This window comes from Streptomyces sp. NBC_00448, from assembly GCF_036014115.1.
Classification (GTDB): domain Bacteria; phylum Actinomycetota; class Actinomycetes; order Streptomycetales; family Streptomycetaceae; genus Actinacidiphila.
On the sequence record NZ_CP107913.1, the window covers coordinates 3,440,171 to 3,458,399 of the forward strand.

The following is an 18,229-nucleotide window of genomic DNA, read 5'->3' on the forward strand; positions in this document are numbered from 1 at the left end:
TCAGGGACGGGTCCGGCCGGGTCCGGAGGCGCGGGCGAGGCGGCGGGCGCTGCGGGCTCAACCGCCCCGGTGGGCGCGGCGGATACGACTGGCTCGGCAGGGACGGCGGGCTCATCCAGCTCATCCGGCTCGGCTGACGCGGCCGATGGGCGCTCGGCGGTGCGCAGCCTCGCCGACCTGGAGCAGCAGGCGGCCGCCCGCCGGGACGGCCCCGCGTACGGACATGACGCGCTGATCAGCTGCGACCGCCTGGTCCGGATCTTCACCGCGGACGGTGTCGAGGTGCAGGCCCTCCAGGGCCTGGACCTGCTGGTCGGCAAGGGCGAACTGATGGCGCTGGTGGGCGCGTCCGGCAGCGGCAAGTCCACGCTGCTCAACATCCTCGCCGGCCTCGACGTCCCCACCGCGGGCGCGGCCTCCGTCGGCGGCTACGACCTGCTCGCCATGGATGCCGCCGCCCGGCTGAGCTACCGCCGCCACATGGTCGGCTTCGTCTGGCAGCAGACCGCCCGCAACCTGCTGCCGTACCTGACCGCGGCCCAGAACGTCGTGCTGCCCATGCAACTGGCCGGCCGCACCGGCCTGCGCACCAAGCGCCGCCGGTCCGCCCGCGCCGCCGAACTCCTCGACATGCTCGGCGTCGGCTACTGCCGGGACCGGCAGCCGGGCCAGATGTCCGGCGGTGAGCAGCAGCGCGCCGCGATCGCGGTCGCCCTCGCCAACAACCCTTCGGTGATCCTCGCCGACGAGCCGACCGGCGAGCTGGACTCGGCCACCGGCGAGCAGGTCTTCGCGTCCTTCCGCACCGCCAACGAGGAGTTGGGCACCACCGTCGTCGTGGTCACCCACGACCACGCGGTGTCCAACGCCGTCCGGCGCACCGTCGCCATCCGCGACGGCCGCACCGCCTCCGAGGTGGTCCGCCGTACCGAAGTCGACGAGCACGGCCAGGAGTCGGTGGTGGCCCGGGAATACGCCACCGTCGACCGCGCCGGACGGCTCCAGATCCCGCGCGACTACACCGACGCGCTGGACATCCGCTCCCGGGTGCTGCTGGAACTGGAGCCGGACCACATCGGGGTGTGGCCGGACCGCCCGGAGGAGTAGCCGCGCGGGAACCGGGACCCGGGCGCGGGCTCGGGGGCCGGTACCGGCGACACCGTCAGCGGCGTCGGCCCCCGGTCAGAACGGCGACACCGTCAGTCCGGACGCCCCCGACGCCCCGCGCATCGCCACCGACCCGTACCCGGTGCGCAGCCGCACCCACGGGCCCGCCGCGAGCACCGCGACCGCCTCGTCCGCGGCCTCGCCGGACCGCCGCGCCGGCAGGAACCCGAGCGCGTGCGCGGCGTGCACCACCCGCAGCGTCACCCCGGCCCCGCCGCCGGGCAGCGGCCTGCTCCACAGCTCCTCCGCGAGCGCGTCCAGCTCCGCCCGGCCACGCCGCTCGGGCACCAGCGCCTCGGTACGGTCCCGGAACTCCGCGACCGCCCGCGCCGCCACCTCCCGCACGACCGTCGCCTGCATCTCCGCGACCCGACGCCATCCCTCGCGCGGCGGCAGCAGTCCGGCCCAGGCCGGGCCGGTGACGGACGGCGGCACCGTGAACAGCCCGCCGCCCACCGCTTCCCCGACCGCCTCCAGCAACTGCCCGGCCGACACGGTCGCGTCCACCACCGCCGCTATCCCGTCGCCGCCGAGCGCCAGGCTCTTGACCGCCAGCACCCCGCCGAAGGGCGGCTGCCCGAACACGCCGAGCGCCGCCTCCCCCTCCGCCGAACGCAGCCGCACCACCGCGGCCTTGTCCCACCTCACCAGCCGCCCGAGGAACGCGGCGAGGTCGGCCTCCACCACCGCCGCCCCGCCCGGTCCCTCGGCGAAGCCGAGCCGCACGCTCACCCGACCACGGCCCCTTCGTCGCGGAATCGCTCCAGGAACGCCCGCTCCTCCTCGGTGATCCGCCGCGGCCGCTGCTCGGCCAGCAGATACGGCACCACGACCGTCGCCGCCCGCGCGTACACCGCGTCCTCGTCCTTCACCTCGTACCTGACCGTCATCGACGCGGCGTTGATGCTCTCCACCCACGTCTCGATCGCCACCGGTTCGTACCGGTGCACCAGCGGCCGCAGGTAGTCGATCTCGTGCCTGGCCACCACCGAACCGCCCGCGAACGTCCCGCCGCCCTCCCGATCCGCCAGCCGGAACATGAGGTCGATCCGCGCTTCCTCCAGATACCGCAGGAACAGCACGTTGTTGACATGGCCGTACGCGTCCATGTCGCCCCAGCGCATCGGGCAGCGGAAGACGTGCCGCGCCATCAGCCGCGCGTCAGCTTCTTGTACGTGGCCCGGTGCGGGCGCGCCGCGTCCGGCCCCAGTCGCTCGACCTTGTTCTTCTCGTACGACTCGAAGTTGCCCTCGAACCAGAACCACTTCGAGTCGCCCTCGTACGCCAGGATGTGCGTCGCCACCCGGTCCAGGAACCACCGGTCGTGGGAGACGACCACCGCCGCACCCGGGAACTCCAGCAGCGCGTTCTCCAGCGACGACAGCGTCTCCACGTCGAGGTCGTTGGTCGGCTCGTCCAGCAGCAGCAGATTCCCGCCCTGCTTGAGGGTCAGCGCGAGGTTCAGCCGGTTGCGCTCACCGCCGGAGAGCACCCCGGCCGGCTTCTGCTGGTCCGGGCCCTTGAAGCCGAACGCCGACACATACGCCCGCGACGGCATCTCGACCTGCCCGACGTTGATGTAGTCCAGGCCGTCCGAGACGACCTCCCACAGCGTCTTCTTCGGGTCGATGTTCGACCGGCCCTGGTCGACATACGAGATCTTCACCGTCTCGCCGACCCTGATGCTGCCGGTGTCCGCCTGCTCCAGGCCCTGGATCATCTTGAACAGCGTGGTCTTGCCCGCGCCGTTCGGCCCGATGACACCCACGATGCCGTTGCGCGGCAGGGTGAACGACAGGTCGTCGATCAGCACCTTGTCGCCGAACGCCTTGTGCAGGTGGTCCACCTCGACCACCACCGACCCGAGCCGCGGGCCCGGCGGGATCTGGATCTCCTCGAAGTCCAGCTTCCGCATCTTGTCCGCCTCGGCGGCCATCTCCTCGTACCTGGCCAGGCGGGCCTTCGACTTGGCCTGCCGCCCCTTGGCGTTGGAGCGGACCCACTCCAACTCCTCCTTCAGGCGCTTCTGCCGCTTGGCGTCCTTCTGCCCCTCGACCTTCAGCCGGGAAGCCTTGTTCTCCAGGTACGTCGAGTAGTTGCCCTCGTACGGCAGCGCGCGGCCGCGGTCCAGCTCCAGAATCCACTGCGCGACGTTGTCCAGGAAGTACCGGTCGTGGGTCACGGCCACCACGGTGCCCGGGTACTTCGCCAGGTGCTGCTCCAGCCACTGCACGGACTCCGCGTCCAGGTGGTTGGTCGGCTCGTCCAGCAGCAGCAGGTCGGGCGCTTCCAGCAGCAGCTTGCACAGCGCCACCCGGCGCTTCTCGCCACCGGAGAGATTCGTCACCTGCCAGTCACCGGGCGGGCAGCCCAGCGCGTCCATCGCCTGCTCGAGCTGTGCGTCGAGGTCCCACGCGTTGGAGTGGTCGAGCTGCTCCTGGAGCTTGCCCATCTCGTCCAGCAGTGCGTCGGAGTAGTCCGTCGCCATCTGCTCGGCGATCTCGTTGAACCGGTCGAGCTTCGCCTTGGTCTCCGCGACGCCGTCCTGCACGTTCTCCAGGACCGTCTTCGACTCGTCCAGCGGCGGCTCCTGGAGCAGCATCCCCACGCTGTAGCCCGGCGACAGGAACGCGTCCCCGTTCGACGGCTGCTCCAGCCCCGCCATGATCTTCAGCACGGTGGACTTACCGGCACCGTTCGGGCCGACCACACCGATCTTCGCGCCCGGCAGGAAGCTCAGCGTCACATCATCGAGGATGACCTTGTCGCCGTGCGCCTTACGCGTCTTGCGCATCGTGTAGATGTACTCAGCCAAGAGAAACCGTCCGGCAATCGAGAAGGGCCAATGTGCGGCTCCGCCGCGTGAGGGCAGATACGCCCCATCTTGCCGTACGTCCACCCACCGGGGCGAACGGGTAGGTCAGCCCCTCAGCCCCTGCGCCGGCCGAGGCCGCGGTCCCGGCCCCGCACGACGGCAGCGGCCGGAACCGTGGCCCGGAGCCGGACGGACGGGTGGGACCGCCCGTCCGGCTGCCGTTCCTCGGCTACGGTCCTACGAGGTGGCGGAGTTCTTCTTGGCGCTGCGGCGGAAGAAGAAGACCGCTCCCCCACCGACCACCACGAGGGCGACCGCTATGCCCGCGATCAGCGGGGTGGAGTTGCTGCTACCGGTCTCGGCGAGGTTGCCGGTCCCGGACGCCGGGCTCGGCTGGTTGGCCGGCAGGGTCGGGGGCGGCGTGGCCGCCTTGCAGTCCAGCACGCCCTTGAAGGTCTTCACCGACTTGTCGGGCAGCGCGATGTCGATCTTGTAGCCCTGGTCCTCGGCGACGGGGACCGTGATCGTCTGCGACTTGCCGGGGGCGATGGTGTAGGTCTTCCCCTCCAGGGTGAAGGTGAAGGCTTCGTCGCCCTTGTTGGTGGCGCTGACGTCCACACCGGACTTGGCACAGTTCACCTGCGCGGTCAGCGCCGGTATCGGGCCCTGGTCCGCCCACGTGGCCGCTGCCGTGGCCTTGATCTCGGTCTGGCTGGTGCCCGCCAGGATCATGGTCTGGCTCGACCCGCCGTCCTTCGAGTTGGTGCCCGCGAAGGCGCGGCCGACCGGCACGCTCGTGGTCGCCGACACCGTCACCGACGTGCCGCCCGCCTTGGTGCCCGCGGGCACGTCGAAGTAGAGCTGGCTGCCGTCCGAGACCGACGTGACCGGCTTGCCGTCACCGTCCACCAGCTTCACACCGGCGGGCGCGTCGGAGGCCAGCACCGCCTGGGCGTTGCTCGCGCTGGTGTGCGCGGTCACCGGGCCGATCCGCCCGCCGGACTTGCCGGACACCGAGGACGGAGTGAGCTCCAGCGACGGCGACGGCTCCGCTACGGCCTGCGCGGACTGGTCGAGGTAGTCCGCCAGCTTCTCCGCCGCCGGATCGTCCGCGGCCGCCTTCGGGTCGTCGGAGAGCCGCCAGATCGCCACCTGGGTGCCGGCCGCGGCGGTCTCCTTGGTCAGCGACCCCGATCCCGCCGTCTTGGCCAGCGCGTCGAGGTCGTTGACCTGCGGGAAGGAGTGCTGGAGTATCCAGGTGATCTTCCCGGCCACGTCCTTGTCCCGGCCCTGCTGGGTCAGGGACGTCGCGCTCCAGGGGACCTCGTGGTAAGCGGCTTTGCCGCTGGTGTCGGCGCCGTTGTAGAGGTCGATGCAGTAGGTGTAGACGGTCGTGCCGTCGCTGAGGCTCAGCTTGAACAGCCCGGCTTGCTCCGCCGCGGGCTTGCCGTCCTTGCTGGTGACGGTCGCGCCACCGTACATACCCGGCACGAGATCGCCGAGTGTGCCGGTCGCGCCACCGGACGACGCGGTGTCGCCGGCCGAGCCGGTGCCGCTGTCGGCGCCGGCCGTGGTCGCTCCGGCGAAGGCGCCGACCGCGAGCAGGCCGGCAGTGACGCCGGCCGCCGCGAGACGGGCTGCGCCCCGCCTGTAGGTCTTGGACATGAGTTTTCCCCTCCGGGCGGGGCGCCTGGTCGTGATGAGGGTTGGCCCCGCCTGTGCCGAGCCCCCGTGCATACGAACGCCGAAATCCTAGGAACCGCAGATGGCATGACCACAGCCGAGAGCAGCCTGAGCGGCATTCGAATCTCAATCGTTACGCGCCCACGGACATGTTTCCGTCATTGTCGATAAATCATTGACGCAATTCACGCCAGAAATGCCAGGGCACATTCACGCGGCAGCCACTCAGGGCCCGGCCGCCGTCAACTCCGGTTCCGGCGCCCGCGCTTCCGCCCGTGCGACTGCGCTCACCCCGCCACCCCCGCCGGAACGGCTGAACCGGGCCACGCCGCGGGCCAGATCGTGTCCGATCGCCACCGCCTCCAGTTCCGCCGCGAGATAGCGCCGGCCGTCCTTCTCGTCCTGCCTGATCCGCAACCTGCCCTGCACGAGCAGTGGTTCACCGAGACAGACGGACTCCTTCACGTTGCTCCCGAGGTTCCGCCACGCGCGCACGGTGTAGAAGCTCGTCGCGCCGTCGGTCCACGCTCCGCGCTCGGCGTCCCAGCGGCGCGTGGTGGTGGCCAGCCGAAATCGGGTGACGATCAGGCCGGTGGCCGTCACCTGGCTCTCGGGCTCGGTCGCCACATTTCCCACGACAGTCACCAAGGTCTCGTTCATCGCGCGTTCCTTTCGTCCGCCGCGCTCCCCTGCGGAACGCGACAAGACCATCGTGCGCGAAATCGGACGACCGAGGAAAAAAGATCTGGAAACTGTGGATAACTTGCCGGATGTGGATAACTTCGTCACTCGGACGAGTGAGACAAGCGATCCCCGCGGTTTCCGGTCGGCGCCGGCACCCCGCCGGTCCGCTGATCCGACGGCCTGCCCGCCGGCAGGAGCCTCGCGGACGCCGGCGCGGAGCCGGCCACGACCGCGTACTGCTCGCGGACCTCGCGGTAGCGCATCAGCTCGGCCGCGACCGGTTCGAGCACGCGGGCCCGGCCGCAGTCCGCCGCCGCGTCCCGCATCCGCCGCTCGGCGGCCTGTCCGTATCTTCTGGCCGGTCCCCACGCGGCGATCCGACACGTCCCGGAGACCAGCGGACCGCCGGCCCCGCCCACCGCGACCGTGACGAGCGGCGGCCACCACGACATGTCCAGAGAGCCCGATCCGACCGCGCTCAGGCAGACCACTCCGGCCAGCGCGAGAGCCATCAGCAGCCACTGGACGGCCGCGGCCACCGACCACCAGCCGGGCCGTTCCGGCGTACGCGGCCGGGCCCGGACCGCCGCGGCGTCGAGTGCCGCCGGAAGTCCTTCCCCGCCGCGCCGCGCCGCGTCCCGCACCGCTCTCGCCCACGGCACCGGCAGTCCGCGGGCCGCGTCGGCGGAAAGTCCGCGCACCGCCTCGTCGATCACCGGCCGGGAGGCCGTCGGCCGCAGCCCGGACAGATCGCCCTGCTCCTTCGCGAGCTGTGCGGGCGGTCGAACCTCGGCCCACCGCGGCCCTTTTGTACGCCGACCGAGTGAACCGGTCATTTTGCGGACGAAACGGGAACAGCCCGCGGAGCCTGCCCGTTCTCCGACCAGTCGACTCCACGGCGTGCCGCAGGCGTCCCACGCGGCACTCGACCATTCCTTCTCCGCCGACTGACCGGCACCGGCCGCTCCCACCGCGTCCGCGAGCCGGTCGACGAACTCCTCGCGCGCCGGATCGGTGAGCCCGGCGCCGCCCTCGCCGACGTAGAGCGGCTGGAGTCCGCTCGCCATGCGGTCCATGTCCGCCGCCAGCCGCCGCCCCGCAGCGGCGCGTTCGGAGACGATCTGGGCCAGCACGGCGCGCAGGTCCGGCACGCCCTGCCCGGTGAGTGCGGAGGCGGCGAGCACGACGGCACCCGCCTCGCCGTGCTCGCCGACCGCCAGCCCGTCCTCGTCGAGCAGTCGCCGCAGGTCGTCGAGGACGAGGTCGGCCGTGTCCCCCGGGAGGCGGTCGACCTGGTTCAGCACCAGCACGGTGACATCGGCGTGCCCCGCCAGCGGCCGCAGATAGCGCTCGTGCAGTGCCGCGTCGGCGTACTTCTCCGGGTCCAGCACCCAGACGACGACGTCCACCAGCCGCAGCAGGCGGTCCACCTGCTCGCGGTGGCCGGTGGCGGCGGAGTCGTGGTCGGGGAGGTCGATCAGCACCAGCCCGTCGAGGCTCTGCTCCTTGACGTCGCCGAGGTCCCGGCCGGCCTCGGCGCCGTCGCCAACTGAACAGTGGGAAGCGCCATCCGGCACGCCGAACTGACCGGGCAGGCACGGCACGTGCTCCTGCCGCTCCGGGCGCACGTGCGGCCGTGCCTCCGGCTCCGTTTCCGCCCCCGTCTCCGCGGGCACGGGGACCGACATGTCCCGCAACCCGTAGCGGGCGTAGCGGTCCTGCGGGGCCACGCCCAGCCGGTCCAGCAGCCCGGCCGCCCGCTCCGGCTGCCACGCGCAGGCCACCGGTCGTGAGGTGGTGGGCCTGCGCACACCCGTGGCGGACAGTTCGAGCCCGGTCAGCGCGTTGAAGAGCGTGGACTTTCCGCTGCCGGTCGCCCCGGCCATGGCGACCACGGTGTGGTCGAGTGACAGCCGCCGCCGCTCACCGACCCGCGCGAGCAGTTCGCTGCTCTCGGCCAGCTCATCCGGACTGATCCGGGTCCTGGACAGGCCGAGCAGCTCGCCGAGCGCCTCGACCCGTACGGTCAGCGGGTCGGCCACCGCCGGCTCGGCGGATGCGTTCGGGACGTCCAGGGCGGAGGGGCTGGTGGCCACCGGGTCACCTCTCCTTCTGTAGTACGGACAGAGCGGCGATCAGGGCGGACTGCTGACCGGCGGTGACGTCGTAGCCGTCCACGGGGGCGAGCCGGCGTTCGCGTTCACGGGACAGCAGCCCGGCGACAGCGTCGTCGAGCAGGGCACGGGCGGCGTCGCGCAGCCGGACGGCGGCCTGGGCGCCGAGGGTTTCGGCCAGCCGTTCGCCCGCGGGCCGGCCGGACCTGCCGCCGAGCAGCACCATGGCCAGGAGGGTGGCGACATCCTCCGGGTCGGCGGCCGGCCGGTCGGCGGAGCGGGACGCCCGGGCCTCGGCGTAGGCGAGGTCGGTCAGGCCCCGCCTCCAGCGCCGTACGCCCTTGTCGATGCGGGCCGCGACGGCGACCCGGTCGCGGTCGGGGCGGGCGGTGGGTTCGTCGAGCAGGGCGGCACCCGCCGGCTCGTGCCGCCACGCCTCGGCGACACGGTCGTCGGCCGCGTCGGTCTCGGTGCGCAGCAAGGCGGCCAGTTCCTCGGCCAGGGCGCGCTGCAGCGCGTCGGGGCCGCAGGCCGGATAGCCCTGCCAGTACGCGAGCGCCTCTCCGGCCAAGAGGCTGCCGGCCTCGACGGCGGCGGCGGCGCGGGCGGCGGCCTGTTCGTAGGCGTCCTCGGCGGCGCGGGTCAGCCGCTGTGCGGCGGCGTGCTGGGCGGCCGAGGCCGCGGCCAGGGCGGGCAGTCGGCCGCGCAGCGAGTCGAGGGTGCCGACGGCGGTGCGGCGGGCGGCGTGCTGCCGGGCGGCCGGGTCCTCGGCGCAGTGCGCCAGCCAGGCGCGCAGCGCGGCGACGGTGGTCTGCGGCAGCAGCCCGGCTCCGGCGGCGGACTCGGGCAGTTCGGGGACGGTGAAGCGGGGCACGTCGCCAAGTCCGGCCTTGGTGAGCAGGGCGGCGTAGTGGCGGCTGATGTCGTCTGCGACCTGGTGCGGCACCCGGTCGAGGACGGTGGCGAGGGTGACGTCGTACTCCTTGGCGGCGCGCAGCAGGTGCCAGGGGAGGGCGTCGGCGTAGCGGGAGGCGGTGGTGACGAGAATCCAGATGTCGGCGGCGCAGATGAGTTCGGCGGCGAGTTCGCGGTTGTGGCTGACCAGGGAGTCGATGTCGGGGGCGTCGAGGAGGGCGAGGCCGCGGGGCAGGGAGTCGTCGGCCTCCAGGCGGAGTTCGGCCCGCTCGGACCCGTGGCGCTCGGCGTCGGAGCGGTCCTGGCCGTCCTCGTCCGCGCGGGAGCGCTGGCGCACCGACCAGATGCGGGTCAGCCCCGGCAGCACCCTCGGGTCCGCGAACCACGCCCGGTCCTCGGGATGGCAGACCAGCACCGGGGTGCGGGTGGTGGGCCGCAGCACTCCTGAGGGGCTGACGCGGCGGCCGACCAGCGAGTTGACCAAGGTGGACTTCCCGGCGCCCGTGGAGCCGCCGATGACCGCCAGGAGCGGTGCTTCCGGTGCCTTGAGCCGGGGGACGAGGTAGTCGTCGAGCTGGGTCAGCAGTTCCTGACGGGCTCGGCGGGCCCGGGCGGCCCCGGGCAGTGGGAAGGGGAAGCGTGCGGCGTCGACACCGTCACGCAGTGCGGACAGCGCATCGAGCAGCTCGGGCCGTACGTCCAAGATCACCACAATGGCACAATGCCCCACATTGGCGTGATTTCGAAGCCTATTCGAGACGATTTGCCCTATTCGCGTCTTACGAGACCCCGATGGGACGCACGGGAGCCAGGGGGCGGAATGAGCCACCGGCATAACGAGTGCACAACAGCAGCATTTCGACCCGTCAAAAGCGATGCGGCTTCCGCGGCCACCTGGGATTATCGGACCGCTTCACCGAACCTCCACAACGTGTCACGCGGGTGAAGCATGCGGCAGCGGGCATCTGTCGCCCTATCCTTGACCCCGGTACGAGGTCACGGAACCACCCAGGGGCGGAGACAGCCGCGGCCACTGTCCGGCCCCCGTAGCTCAGTGGATAGAGCAGGTGCCTTCTAAGCACTTGGCCGCAGGTTCGAGTCCTGCCGGGGGCACCACACGGGAGGGCCGAGGGGCGGCTACCAGCGGTCACCTTATCCTTCTTTTTCGCTTTTGCGGGGGTGTGGACTCCTGTGAATCGTTGCCGCGGATGGCTGGTTTCAGCCCCTGAGGCGGCTGTTGCCTCGGTTGCTCCGGCTACCTCCCGGATCATGCCGCCTGTGCGGCCGCCGGCTCACGATGTCGGCGGCGGTGAAGCGGGCAGGCCCCCGCTCCGGCGGACGGTCACCGGGAGAGGAAGTCGACGATCGCCGGCAGCGCGGTGGGGTCCTGGAACGGGAAGAGGTGCCCGCCGTCGAAAAGCCGCAGTTCGGCGTCAGGAACGGCCCGGGCGATGGCCTCGCTGTTGGCGACCGGCGCGATGCCGTCGTAGCGACCGGCGGCGACCAGCGTCGGGCAGGTGACCGCCGCGAGCCGGTCGTACACGTCGTGATCCGCCCGCGCACGCAACTGGAAGTCCTCGCCGCGCCGTATCCGGTCCGGCTTGTCCGACGTCAGCCGACCGCGCATCGGGGCGACCAGAGCGCGGTCGCCGGGGTGGCCGGCCAGCCATTCGGCGGTGAAGCGGGTGTCGAGGAGGCGCGCGTACCGGGTCTCCCGCTCGCCCGGCGAGAGTTGGCCCAGCGTGTGCAGCGGGAAGGAGGAGCCGCCGCGGCCGCCGGACGAAGTGCACAGCAGCGCCAGTCGCTCGACCCGGCCCGGTCGGGTGACGGCAAGTTCCTGGGCGACCATCCCGCCGAAGCTGAAACCGAGCAGCCGGAACGCCGGCCAGCCGAGGTGGTCGGCGAGCGCCGCCGCCTCCGCACCGAGGTCGGCCATGCCGTACGGCCCGGCGGCGGGCGCCGACCGGCCCATGCCTCGCTGGTCGAAGGCGGCCACCTCGAAGCGGCTGGTCAGGGGCGTGATCAGGGGCGCCGCCTCGGCGAGCGTCCCGCCGGACCCGTTGAGGAACAGCAGCCGCGGTCCCGTGCCCCTCACCTCGTAGTGGAGGGCGACTCCGTCAAGGTCGGCGGTGGCCATCGCGTCAGCTCCTGTCCAGTCCGTTCGCGGTCCGGTCCCGCTCCGGCGCCCGTCCGATCCCGGACCGGAACAGCCCCGGACCGGTCCCGGCTGCGGCGAGTCGTCGGGGAATTCTCCCGCAGACCCAAGTCGCTCCGTGCGAAAGAGCGTTCACCAGCTCCGCTCGGATCAGGGGCCACCGCACAACTCGCCCCGTACACAGGCCGATTGACGCCCGATCGCCCGTAGATCCGATGGCACCGCCGCGCCCTGGAACCGGTACGGTTCCCCCGCGGCTCGGCGCCGTCCGACTCCGGCGGCGGGTGAGGTCGACCGCGCAGCGCCCACGGGCAGTCGAACGAGCGGCTCCCTCGTTCCTCAAGCCACCAGGAGAGATTCGCCCATGGAGAACGAACAGGTCGCGGACGAGCGCGCCACGGATCGGCTGATCCTCTTCTCCGACGCGGTCGTCGCGATCGCCATCACCCTGCTCGCGCTGGAACTCCCCGTCCCGGCCGGGCGCGACGTCTCGGAGTTCTGGAAGTCGGTGCGCGAACACGACGGCCACTACCTGGCGTTCCTGATCAGCTTCGCCGTCATCTCGGCGTCGTGGGGCCAGCACCACCGCGTCTACCGCGCCGTCGCCCGCGTCGACGCGCCGCTGCGGACGATCAACATGCTCTGGCTGCTGATGATCGTCCTGAACCCGCTCGCGACCAAGATGCTCACCACGGAGGATCACGACAGTGTCGCCACGCACGCCCTGCGCTTCGGGTTCTACGCACTCCTGCAGGTGATCGCCGGTCTCGCGCTGCTCGCGGCGACCCGCCGCCTGACCGAGCAGCGCCTGCGCATAGGAGGCGCCCCGGCACCCTCCGGCCCGGGCGACGGCCGCGACCTGCACGGCGTCATCATCGGGTTCGCCCTCTCGATCCCGGTCTTCTTCGCGACCACCTACGGATGGGTGCTCTGGATCATCTGCCCCTTCGCCGCCAACCGTCTCGGCTCCCGCGTCCGCGGCCGCCAACGCGCCGACCAGACGGCCTGATCCACGTACCGACCAGCGGCCTGAACCAGGCGCCGGCCGGCCCGCCCTTCCGCCGAGACCGCGGGGCCGCGGCCCCGCGGTCTCGGCGGAAGGGCGGGCCGGGTAGGTCCCCGCGGGGTCAGGACCAGGCGGTGCCGCCGGCGTAGTCGGAGGCGAGTGCCGTGTTGATACCGGAGATGATCGGTGCGGACGTGGTGATGAAGCCGAGTTCGCGGTTCTTGTTGAGGGAGGCGCTGGAGAAGTTCTGGGAGCCGACGTCGACGGTGGCGGCGCTGGTGCCGTAGTCGGCGACGATCGCCTTGGCATGGATGTAGAGGGACGCGGTGTAGGCATAGGTGCGGACGTGGACGCCGGCCGCGGTGAGGGCGTCGAACTCGTCGGCGTACTCGTTGTCATCGTTGGTCATGGTGACCTCGACGTTCACGCCGCGCTTGGCGGCGTTCTCCAGCGCGGTGACGACGGTGGCGTAGCCCATCTCCTCGTTCTCCACCGACAGGCTGGTGGTGGCACCGTTGATGATCGCCAGGATCTTCGACTGGGCGTCAGTGGGGCTCCACACCAGGTGGTCGCCGTCGGTGGGGGTGATCGCGGTGCCCGCGTAGTCGGCCTCGAAGACCTTCTCGATCGCCTTGACATCGAGGGAGTTGTTCTCGATGACGGCGAAGTCGCGGCTGGTGGAGTAGTACTGGCTGGTCAGGTTGCCGCTCATGATGGCGGTGGTGGCGTCGTCGACCGTGAGGGTCTTCTGGTGGGTGGCGGCGTAGCTGGTGGAGGCCCAGTGGGTCGGCACACCGTTGGAGTTGAGATAGGTGTACGCCGCGGTGTTGTTGGACTTCTCCAGGTTCTGGTCGAGGATCACCCGGACGGTCACCCCGCGGGCCGCGGCCGCTGCGAGGTCGTGCTCGGCGGTGGTGTCGGTCAGTTCGTACATCGTGAGGTCGATGCTGGTCGTCGCCGAGCCGATCAGGTCGTAGATGGCGCCGTAACCAGCGGACGGCTCGGTGACCAGGGTGTACGTGACCGCCGAGGGGGTGGCGGCGGCCGGTCCGGCGGCCGCGGTCGTCGTGGCGGCACCGTTCGCGCCGGTCCGGGTCGTTGCGGCTCCGGTCGTGGCGGCTCCGGCGGTTCCTGCCGTGCCGACGGCGCCGGCCGTTCCCGCGACCAGGACAGCGGCCGCGAGCAGACAGGCGGGACGGATGTGCGGGCGGGACATACGCACCTCGCGTGGGGGTTGTCCGATATGACATGTACAGGACATCACGAGTCCTCGCGGTGATCACCACAGCCCAGGCGAAATCCTGGACTCGGCTTGGCAAAGTTCGTCGCCCCGGCTCCGCCCCTGACGCCATCTCTGCCGCCGCCCCGGCTCACGTCGCGGACCCGTACCGCTGCGACCAGTCTGCGCCGAAGTCGTATCGTCGGCAGGGGCGTTGGCCCCCTGTTCCGGAGTGATCCGGATACGCCCCCGGGTCCGACGCGCTACGGCGTGCGGAACCCGGCGCGGTACTCCCGCGGCGGCAGCCCCTTGAACTGGCGGAACCTGCGGTTGAAGTTGGCGAGGTTGGCGTAGCCGCAGTCGGCGGCGATGTCGGCGACCCGCCGGTCGGTGTCGCGCAGCAGATGGCAGGCCACCTCGATCCGCAGGCGGTTGAGGTAGTCGGTGAGGGTCGTGCCGGTGGTGCGGCGGAAGAAGCGGCTCACCGACGTGGGTGACATGTGGGCGGCCTCGGCGATCTCGTCCAGGCCGATCGGGCGGGTGTAGCACGCGTGCAGCAGCCCCACGATCGCATCGACACGGTCGCCCGAGGCGCGATTGAGGGCGGGCACGTGCCGGGCGCCGGCCAGCGGGATCGCCGGCTCGCGGGTGGACAGGTCGACGAGGAGGCGAAGCAGCGCGAGGGTGCGTTCGGGTGGCGGGAGGTTGGGCAGGGCGGTGAGACCGGTCGGATCGAACGGTTCGGTCCGCCCGCCAGGTCCGGCCGGCTCCACCCGCTCGGCCGGCGCGGCCGAGCGCGACGGGAAGTGGAGCCCGCGGGCAGCCCGTTCGAGCAACCGCGCCACATCGGCGAACTCGGGGCGGTCGAAGAAGTCGGGCCCGAGGAAGTCCCGCCGGAACTGCGCGACGACCGCCTCCGGCCCGACCGGTCCGACCCGCCCCACCTGCCCGGGCGTCGAGACGTACGTATGCGGCATCTGCGGGCCGATCAGCGTCAAGTCGCCCGGCTCGTAAGGCTGTACGCAGTCGCCGACGATGCGGGTGCCGTTGCCGCGCACGATCAGCGTCAACTCGTACTCGTGGTGGAAGTGCCACTGGAAGTCGAAGCGGGCTTCGCGGCGCGCGAAGAGCTTCCAACTCAGCGGTGCGGTGGGGACGACGTACTCGAATACCGCGCGCATGCTACTCACATGCCCTGGTCGGCGTGCATCGGGACATCCGGCGGGCAGGAAAGTACCAGAACCGGCCATCACAGGCGTGGCCCGGCCAGGCGCCGGACGGGAGCCTTGCCGCATGACGCCGACGCCCGAGGAAGAGCTGAGCACTCCGTACGTCATCGAACCGGCCGCGGTCCGCCGGTTCCACGAGGAGGGCTTCGCCAAGCTGTCCGGGGTGCTTGCTGCCAGCACCGTCGAGGCATATGAACCGGAAATCACCGCCAAGGTCGTGGAGTTGAACACCCAGCACCTGCCGCTGGCCGAACGCGACACGTACGGCAGGGCGTTCCTCCAGGTCACCAACTTGTGGCAGCACAGCGCGAAGGTACGCGAGCTGGTCTTCTCGCGGCGACTGGCCGGCATCGCCGCCGCACTGCTCGGCGTTCCGTCGGTACGCCTCTACCACGACCAGGCGCTGTACAAGGAGCCCGGCGGCGGCATCACCCCGTGGCACGCCGACCAGTACTACTGGCCGCTGTCGAGCGACCGGACGGTGACCGTGTGGCTGCCGCTCCAGGAGACGCCCGCCGAGATGGGTCCGCTGTCGTTCGCGGCGGGCAGTCACCGCTTCGCGTTCGGCCGCGACCTGCCGATCAGCGACGACTCCGAGCGCGCGCTGCGGCAGGCACTCGCCACGCAGGACTTCCCGGTGGAGGAGACTCCTTACCGCCTCGGCGACGCCAGCTTCCACGGCGGCTGGACCTTCCACCGGGCCGCCCCGAACCACTCCGCGACCGCCCGTCGGGTGATGACCGTGATCTACATGGCCGCCGACATCACCGCGGCCGAGCCGACGAACGACTTCCAGCGATCCGACCTGGCCATGTGGCTGCCGGGCACGGAGGTGGGCGACGTGCCGGTGTCACCGCTGAACCCGGTGCTCTACGGCTGAGCCGACGCTCGGCGGCCCCGCGGGGCTGCGGGGCGCAGGGGCGGTAGCCGCCCGGGCCGCCAGATGCGGCGCCCGCTCTGGGAGGCGCCCTGCTCAGGGGCGGGCAGGGGCGCCGTTCGGGGTGGGGCGCAACGCAGCAACACAACGCCGATCCGTACACGATTGGATTATTTGACCTATTTACGATGGTTTGTCGGATCGGTGACCGGGCACACCCCATTCGGCCCCCTCCCCGGTGGTGACCGACCGTAGCCCCGCGGGGTCGTAGTGCGAGGAGCTGGTGATCGATGTCCCCTTCCGTCTCCGCTTCCACCCCCGCGTCCATGCCCACACCCGCGCACGCACCCGCTTCCCCGCGCGGCAGGCATCCGCACGACGACGCCCCCGACACCGCCGAGGCGTTCCGCCGCCTCGCCCGGCTGCCGGACGGCGCATCCAAGGAACGACTGCGCCAGGAGATCGCCACGGACTGGCTGCCGATGGCACACCGCCTGGCCGGCCGCTACCGCAACCGCGGCGAGTCACTGGACGACCTGCGGCAGGTGGCCGCACTCGGCCTGGTCAAGGCCGTGAGCCGGTACGACCCGGCGCGCGGCACCGCCTTCGAGAGCTACGCGGTGCCGACCATAGACGGCGAGATCAAGCGGCACTTCCGCGACTGCATGTGGTCGGTGCACGTACCGCGCCGGGTGCAGGCACTACGGGCCCGGGTGCGGGCCGCGCACCAGGAACTGGCGCAGAGCCGACCGGGCCGGGAACCCACCGCGGCCGAGATCGCCGAGCACGCCGACCTCACCGAACAGGAAGCCGCCGCCGGCCTGGAGGCGCTGGAGAGCTTCAGCTCGCTGTCGCTCGACGCGCAGTGCCGGCAGCCGATGGAAACCGGGCCCATGTCCCTGGCCGACACGCTGGGCGCCCCGGACCCCGCGCTGGACGTCGTCCTCGACCGCGAGGCGGTCAAGCCGCAGCTGTGCCGCCTGCCTGAACGCGAGCGTCACATCCTCTATCTGCGCTTCTTCCGCGGTATGACCCAGAGCATGATCGCCGACCAGCTCGGCATATCCCAGATGCACGTGTCACGACTGATCAGCCGGTCCTGTTCGGCGATCCGCGCGGAGGTCGTCGGAGCCGAGCTGGCCGTGGACGCGGCCGAGGATGAAGCCGGAGGCAGCGGCACCGACCGGGCCGTGACCGAATACGACCGGACGGCCGCCCCGAAGGCCGACTCCCCGCCGCAGCGGCGCGCCGCCTGACCGACCCGCACCACCCTCACTCGCCCAAGAACGAAGGGCGACCACCCCACTCTCCGACGGAAACAACACCCCGGCCCGTCCCGGCACCGCCGGCGCCATGGACGAGTTCCGGCCGACGAGGAACGTCACCGCGGACCGTCGCGATCGCCTCCCCTTCCCCTCCTCTTCACCAGCGCATCTCCCCTCCCGCGAACCCGAACTCAGGTGAGCAGGAACGGGCATGGTTTGCCCGAAAGGGCTACGAGCGTGAATGAGCGGTGTGAGAAGGTGTGCGCCTGAGCTGCCCCCGGCAGGCTTCGAGCACCTGTCGGCATCGCGCTCGCCGCCGGGGCGATCGCGCGGGCGGTCATGGGCCACCCCGGCGAGCAAGCAAACGATGCGAGGGATCGTTGCGTATGGACTCCACACTGTCCGGGGCGACTTCGACAGCCCGGCGACGCAGACGGCTGACGAACCGCATCAAGGAGCACGTGCGGGACCTCAACGTGCAGCTCACGCTACTCAACCACCAGGTAGGCGCGCACCTGGACCTCCGGGACGCCGACCTGGAGTGCCTGGACCTGATCAGCCGGCACGGCCCCACGGGCCCGACGGCACTGGCCCGGCGCGCGGGGCTCCATCCGGCCACGCTCACCGGCGTGCTGGACCGGCTGGAACGCGGCGGGTGGGTGGTACGCACCCCCAACCCGAGCGACCGCCGGGCGATACTGGTCCAAGTGATCAAGGAGAAGGAAGCCGAGATCGCATACCTCCTCTCCGGCCTCAGCCACGCCATGGACGACGTGTGCGCGGGGTACGACGACGATGAACTGGCGCTGATAGCCGATTTCCTGCTGCGCAGCGCCAAGGCGGGGCGGATCGCCACGGACGAGCTCACCGAAAGCTGACGCGCACCCCCTTCCAAGCCCCGGCCCGGCCCCCGCACCGCACTTTCCAGCACCGGCGGTTCGACAAACGCCGTTGCGCGGGCGGCCGGGCCCGCCGGTCCCCCTCGCCTCCACCGGCGCCACCCACCGGCGATCCACGGCACCCACGCCGACGCGCTGCGGCATCCCCGCCCGCGCACCATCGCCCGACTGCCCCCGCCACCCCGCCGGCATCTTCGCCGA

Annotated in this window: 15 protein-coding genes and 1 tRNA gene; 6 read left to right on the forward strand and 10 right to left on the reverse strand. The window is 71.6% G+C overall.

Features of this window, described 5'->3' with window-relative positions; all coding sequences use genetic code 11:
* Nucleotides 1-159 precede the first annotated feature (159 nt).
* Nucleotides 160-1,107 (forward strand): ABC transporter ATP-binding protein, encoded by a 948-nt coding sequence (locus OG370_RS14510; protein ID WP_328464290.1) that lies wholly within the window; start codon nt 160-162, stop codon nt 1,105-1,107.
* Between the two features lie 75 nt (nt 1,108-1,182).
* Here the strand turns inward: OG370_RS14510 and OG370_RS14515 are convergent, their stop codons facing one another.
* The 7 genes from OG370_RS14515 to OG370_RS14545 all read right to left on the reverse strand — a co-directional run bounded on the left by OG370_RS14515 (nt 1,183) and on the right by OG370_RS14545 (nt 10,090).
* The gene (locus tag OG370_RS14515) at nt 1,183-1,899 is read right to left on the reverse strand and encodes a hypothetical protein (protein ID WP_328464292.1); all 717 of its coding nucleotides are present in this window, start codon (nt 1,897-1,899) and stop codon (nt 1,183-1,185) included.
* Nucleotides 1,896-2,318 (reverse strand): acyl-CoA thioesterase, encoded by a 423-nt coding sequence (locus OG370_RS14520; protein WP_328464294.1) that lies wholly within the window; start codon nt 2,316-2,318, stop codon nt 1,896-1,898. The genes OG370_RS14515 and OG370_RS14520 overlap by 4 nt, the downstream gene beginning before the upstream one ends.
* Complete coding sequence (gene ettA, locus OG370_RS14525; RefSeq protein ID WP_328464296.1) at nt 2,318-3,982, reverse strand: energy-dependent translational throttle protein EttA; 1,665 nt, start codon at nt 3,980-3,982, stop codon at nt 2,318-2,320. Before ettA ends, OG370_RS14520 begins: the two co-directional genes overlap by 1 nt.
* Before the next feature lie 237 nt (nt 3,983-4,219).
* Nucleotides 4,220-5,647 carry a thioester domain-containing protein gene (locus OG370_RS14530; RefSeq protein ID WP_328464298.1) on the reverse strand — a complete coding sequence of 476 codons (1,428 nt, stop codon included), beginning with the start codon at nt 5,645-5,647 and terminating at the stop codon, nt 4,220-4,222.
* 243 nt (nt 5,648-5,890) lie between these two features.
* A complete protein-coding gene (locus tag OG370_RS14535) occupies nt 5,891-6,325 on the reverse strand; it encodes a single-stranded DNA-binding protein (protein ID WP_328464300.1) in 435 nt (144 codons plus the stop codon).
* 125 nt (nt 6,326-6,450) lie between these two features.
* Nucleotides 6,451-8,445: a dynamin family protein gene (locus OG370_RS14540; protein ID WP_443060670.1), complete on the reverse strand. Its 1,995-nt coding sequence runs from the start codon at nt 8,443-8,445 to the stop codon at nt 6,451-6,453.
* A gap of 4 nt (nt 8,446-8,449) precedes the next feature.
* Nucleotides 8,450-10,090, reverse strand: coding sequence for a dynamin family protein (locus tag OG370_RS14545; RefSeq protein ID WP_328464302.1), 1,641 nt, complete (start codon nt 10,088-10,090; stop codon nt 8,450-8,452).
* 328 nt (nt 10,091-10,418) lie between these two features.
* On the opposite strand from OG370_RS14545, the gene OG370_RS14550 reads away from it, so the two are divergent.
* Nucleotides 10,419-10,494: transfer RNA gene (locus OG370_RS14550), tRNA-Arg, on the forward strand.
* A gap of 226 nt (nt 10,495-10,720) precedes the next feature.
* On the opposite strand, the gene OG370_RS14555 is transcribed toward OG370_RS14550, so the two are convergent.
* Nucleotides 10,721-11,515 (reverse strand): alpha/beta fold hydrolase, encoded by a 795-nt coding sequence (locus OG370_RS14555; RefSeq protein WP_328464304.1) that lies wholly within the window; start codon nt 11,513-11,515, stop codon nt 10,721-10,723.
* A 382-nt stretch (nt 11,516-11,897) separates the two neighbouring features.
* On the opposite strand from OG370_RS14555, the gene OG370_RS14560 reads away from it, so the two are divergent.
* Complete coding sequence (locus OG370_RS14560) at nt 11,898-12,542, forward strand: TMEM175 family protein (RefSeq protein WP_328464306.1); 645 nt, start codon at nt 11,898-11,900, stop codon at nt 12,540-12,542.
* Nucleotides 12,543-12,660: 118 nt separating this feature from the next.
* On the opposite strand, the gene OG370_RS14565 is transcribed toward OG370_RS14560, so the two are convergent.
* Together OG370_RS14565 and OG370_RS14570 are read right to left on the reverse strand one after the other, a co-directional pair.
* Nucleotides 12,661-13,755 (reverse strand): phospholipase D-like domain-containing protein, encoded by a 1,095-nt coding sequence (locus OG370_RS14565; protein ID WP_328464308.1) that lies wholly within the window; start codon nt 13,753-13,755, stop codon nt 12,661-12,663.
* Between the two features lie 266 nt (nt 13,756-14,021).
* Nucleotides 14,022-14,939, reverse strand: a complete 918-nt coding sequence (locus tag OG370_RS14570) for an AraC family transcriptional regulator (protein WP_328464310.1) — start codon at nt 14,937-14,939, stop codon at nt 14,022-14,024.
* Between the two features lie 112 nt (nt 14,940-15,051).
* On the opposite strand from OG370_RS14570, the gene OG370_RS14575 reads away from it, so the two are divergent.
* From OG370_RS14575 to OG370_RS14585, 3 genes are all read left to right on the forward strand, one after another.
* Complete coding sequence (locus OG370_RS14575; protein ID WP_328464312.1) at nt 15,052-15,867, forward strand: phytanoyl-CoA dioxygenase family protein; 816 nt, start codon at nt 15,052-15,054, stop codon at nt 15,865-15,867.
* A gap of 323 nt (nt 15,868-16,190) precedes the next feature.
* Nucleotides 16,191-17,120 (forward strand): SigB/SigF/SigG family RNA polymerase sigma factor, encoded by a 930-nt coding sequence (locus tag OG370_RS14580; RefSeq protein ID WP_328474095.1) that lies wholly within the window; start codon nt 16,191-16,193, stop codon nt 17,118-17,120.
* 395 nt (nt 17,121-17,515) lie between these two features.
* The gene (locus OG370_RS14585) at nt 17,516-18,007 is read left to right on the forward strand and encodes a MarR family transcriptional regulator (RefSeq protein ID WP_328464314.1); all 492 of its coding nucleotides are present in this window, start codon (nt 17,516-17,518) and stop codon (nt 18,005-18,007) included.
* Nucleotides 18,008-18,229: the final 222 nt, after the last annotated feature.

Excerpts from the sequence above, each read along its gene's own strand:
- OG370_RS14520 (WP_328464294.1), bottom strand. The coding sequence starts at position 2,318 with ATGGCGCGGCACGTCTTCCGCTGCCCGATGCGCTGGGGCGACATGGAC.
- OG370_RS14530 (WP_328464298.1), bottom strand. The coding sequence starts at position 5,647 with ATGTCCAAGACCTACAGGCGGGGCGCAGCCCGTCTCGCGGCGGCCGGC.
- OG370_RS14535 (WP_328464300.1), bottom strand. The coding sequence starts at position 6,325 with ATGAACGAGACCTTGGTGACTGTCGTGGGAAATGTGGCGACCGAGCCC.
- OG370_RS14555 (WP_328464304.1), bottom strand. The coding sequence starts at position 11,515 with ATGGCCACCGCCGACCTTGACGGAGTCGCCCTCCACTACGAGGTGAGG.
- OG370_RS14560 (WP_328464306.1), top strand. The coding sequence starts at position 11,898 with ATGGAGAACGAACAGGTCGCGGACGAGCGCGCCACGGATCGGCTGATC.
- OG370_RS14565 (WP_328464308.1), bottom strand. The coding sequence starts at position 13,755 with ATGTCCCGCCCGCACATCCGTCCCGCCTGTCTGCTCGCGGCCGCTGTC.
- OG370_RS14570 (WP_328464310.1), bottom strand. The coding sequence starts at position 14,939 with ATGCGCGCGGTATTCGAGTACGTCGTCCCCACCGCACCGCTGAGTTGG.
- OG370_RS14575 (WP_328464312.1), top strand. The coding sequence starts at position 15,052 with ATGACGCCGACGCCCGAGGAAGAGCTGAGCACTCCGTACGTCATCGAA.
- OG370_RS14580 (WP_328474095.1), top strand. The coding sequence starts at position 16,191 with ATGCCCACACCCGCGCACGCACCCGCTTCCCCGCGCGGCAGGCATCCG.
- OG370_RS14585 (WP_328464314.1), top strand. The coding sequence starts at position 17,516 with ATGGACTCCACACTGTCCGGGGCGACTTCGACAGCCCGGCGACGCAGA.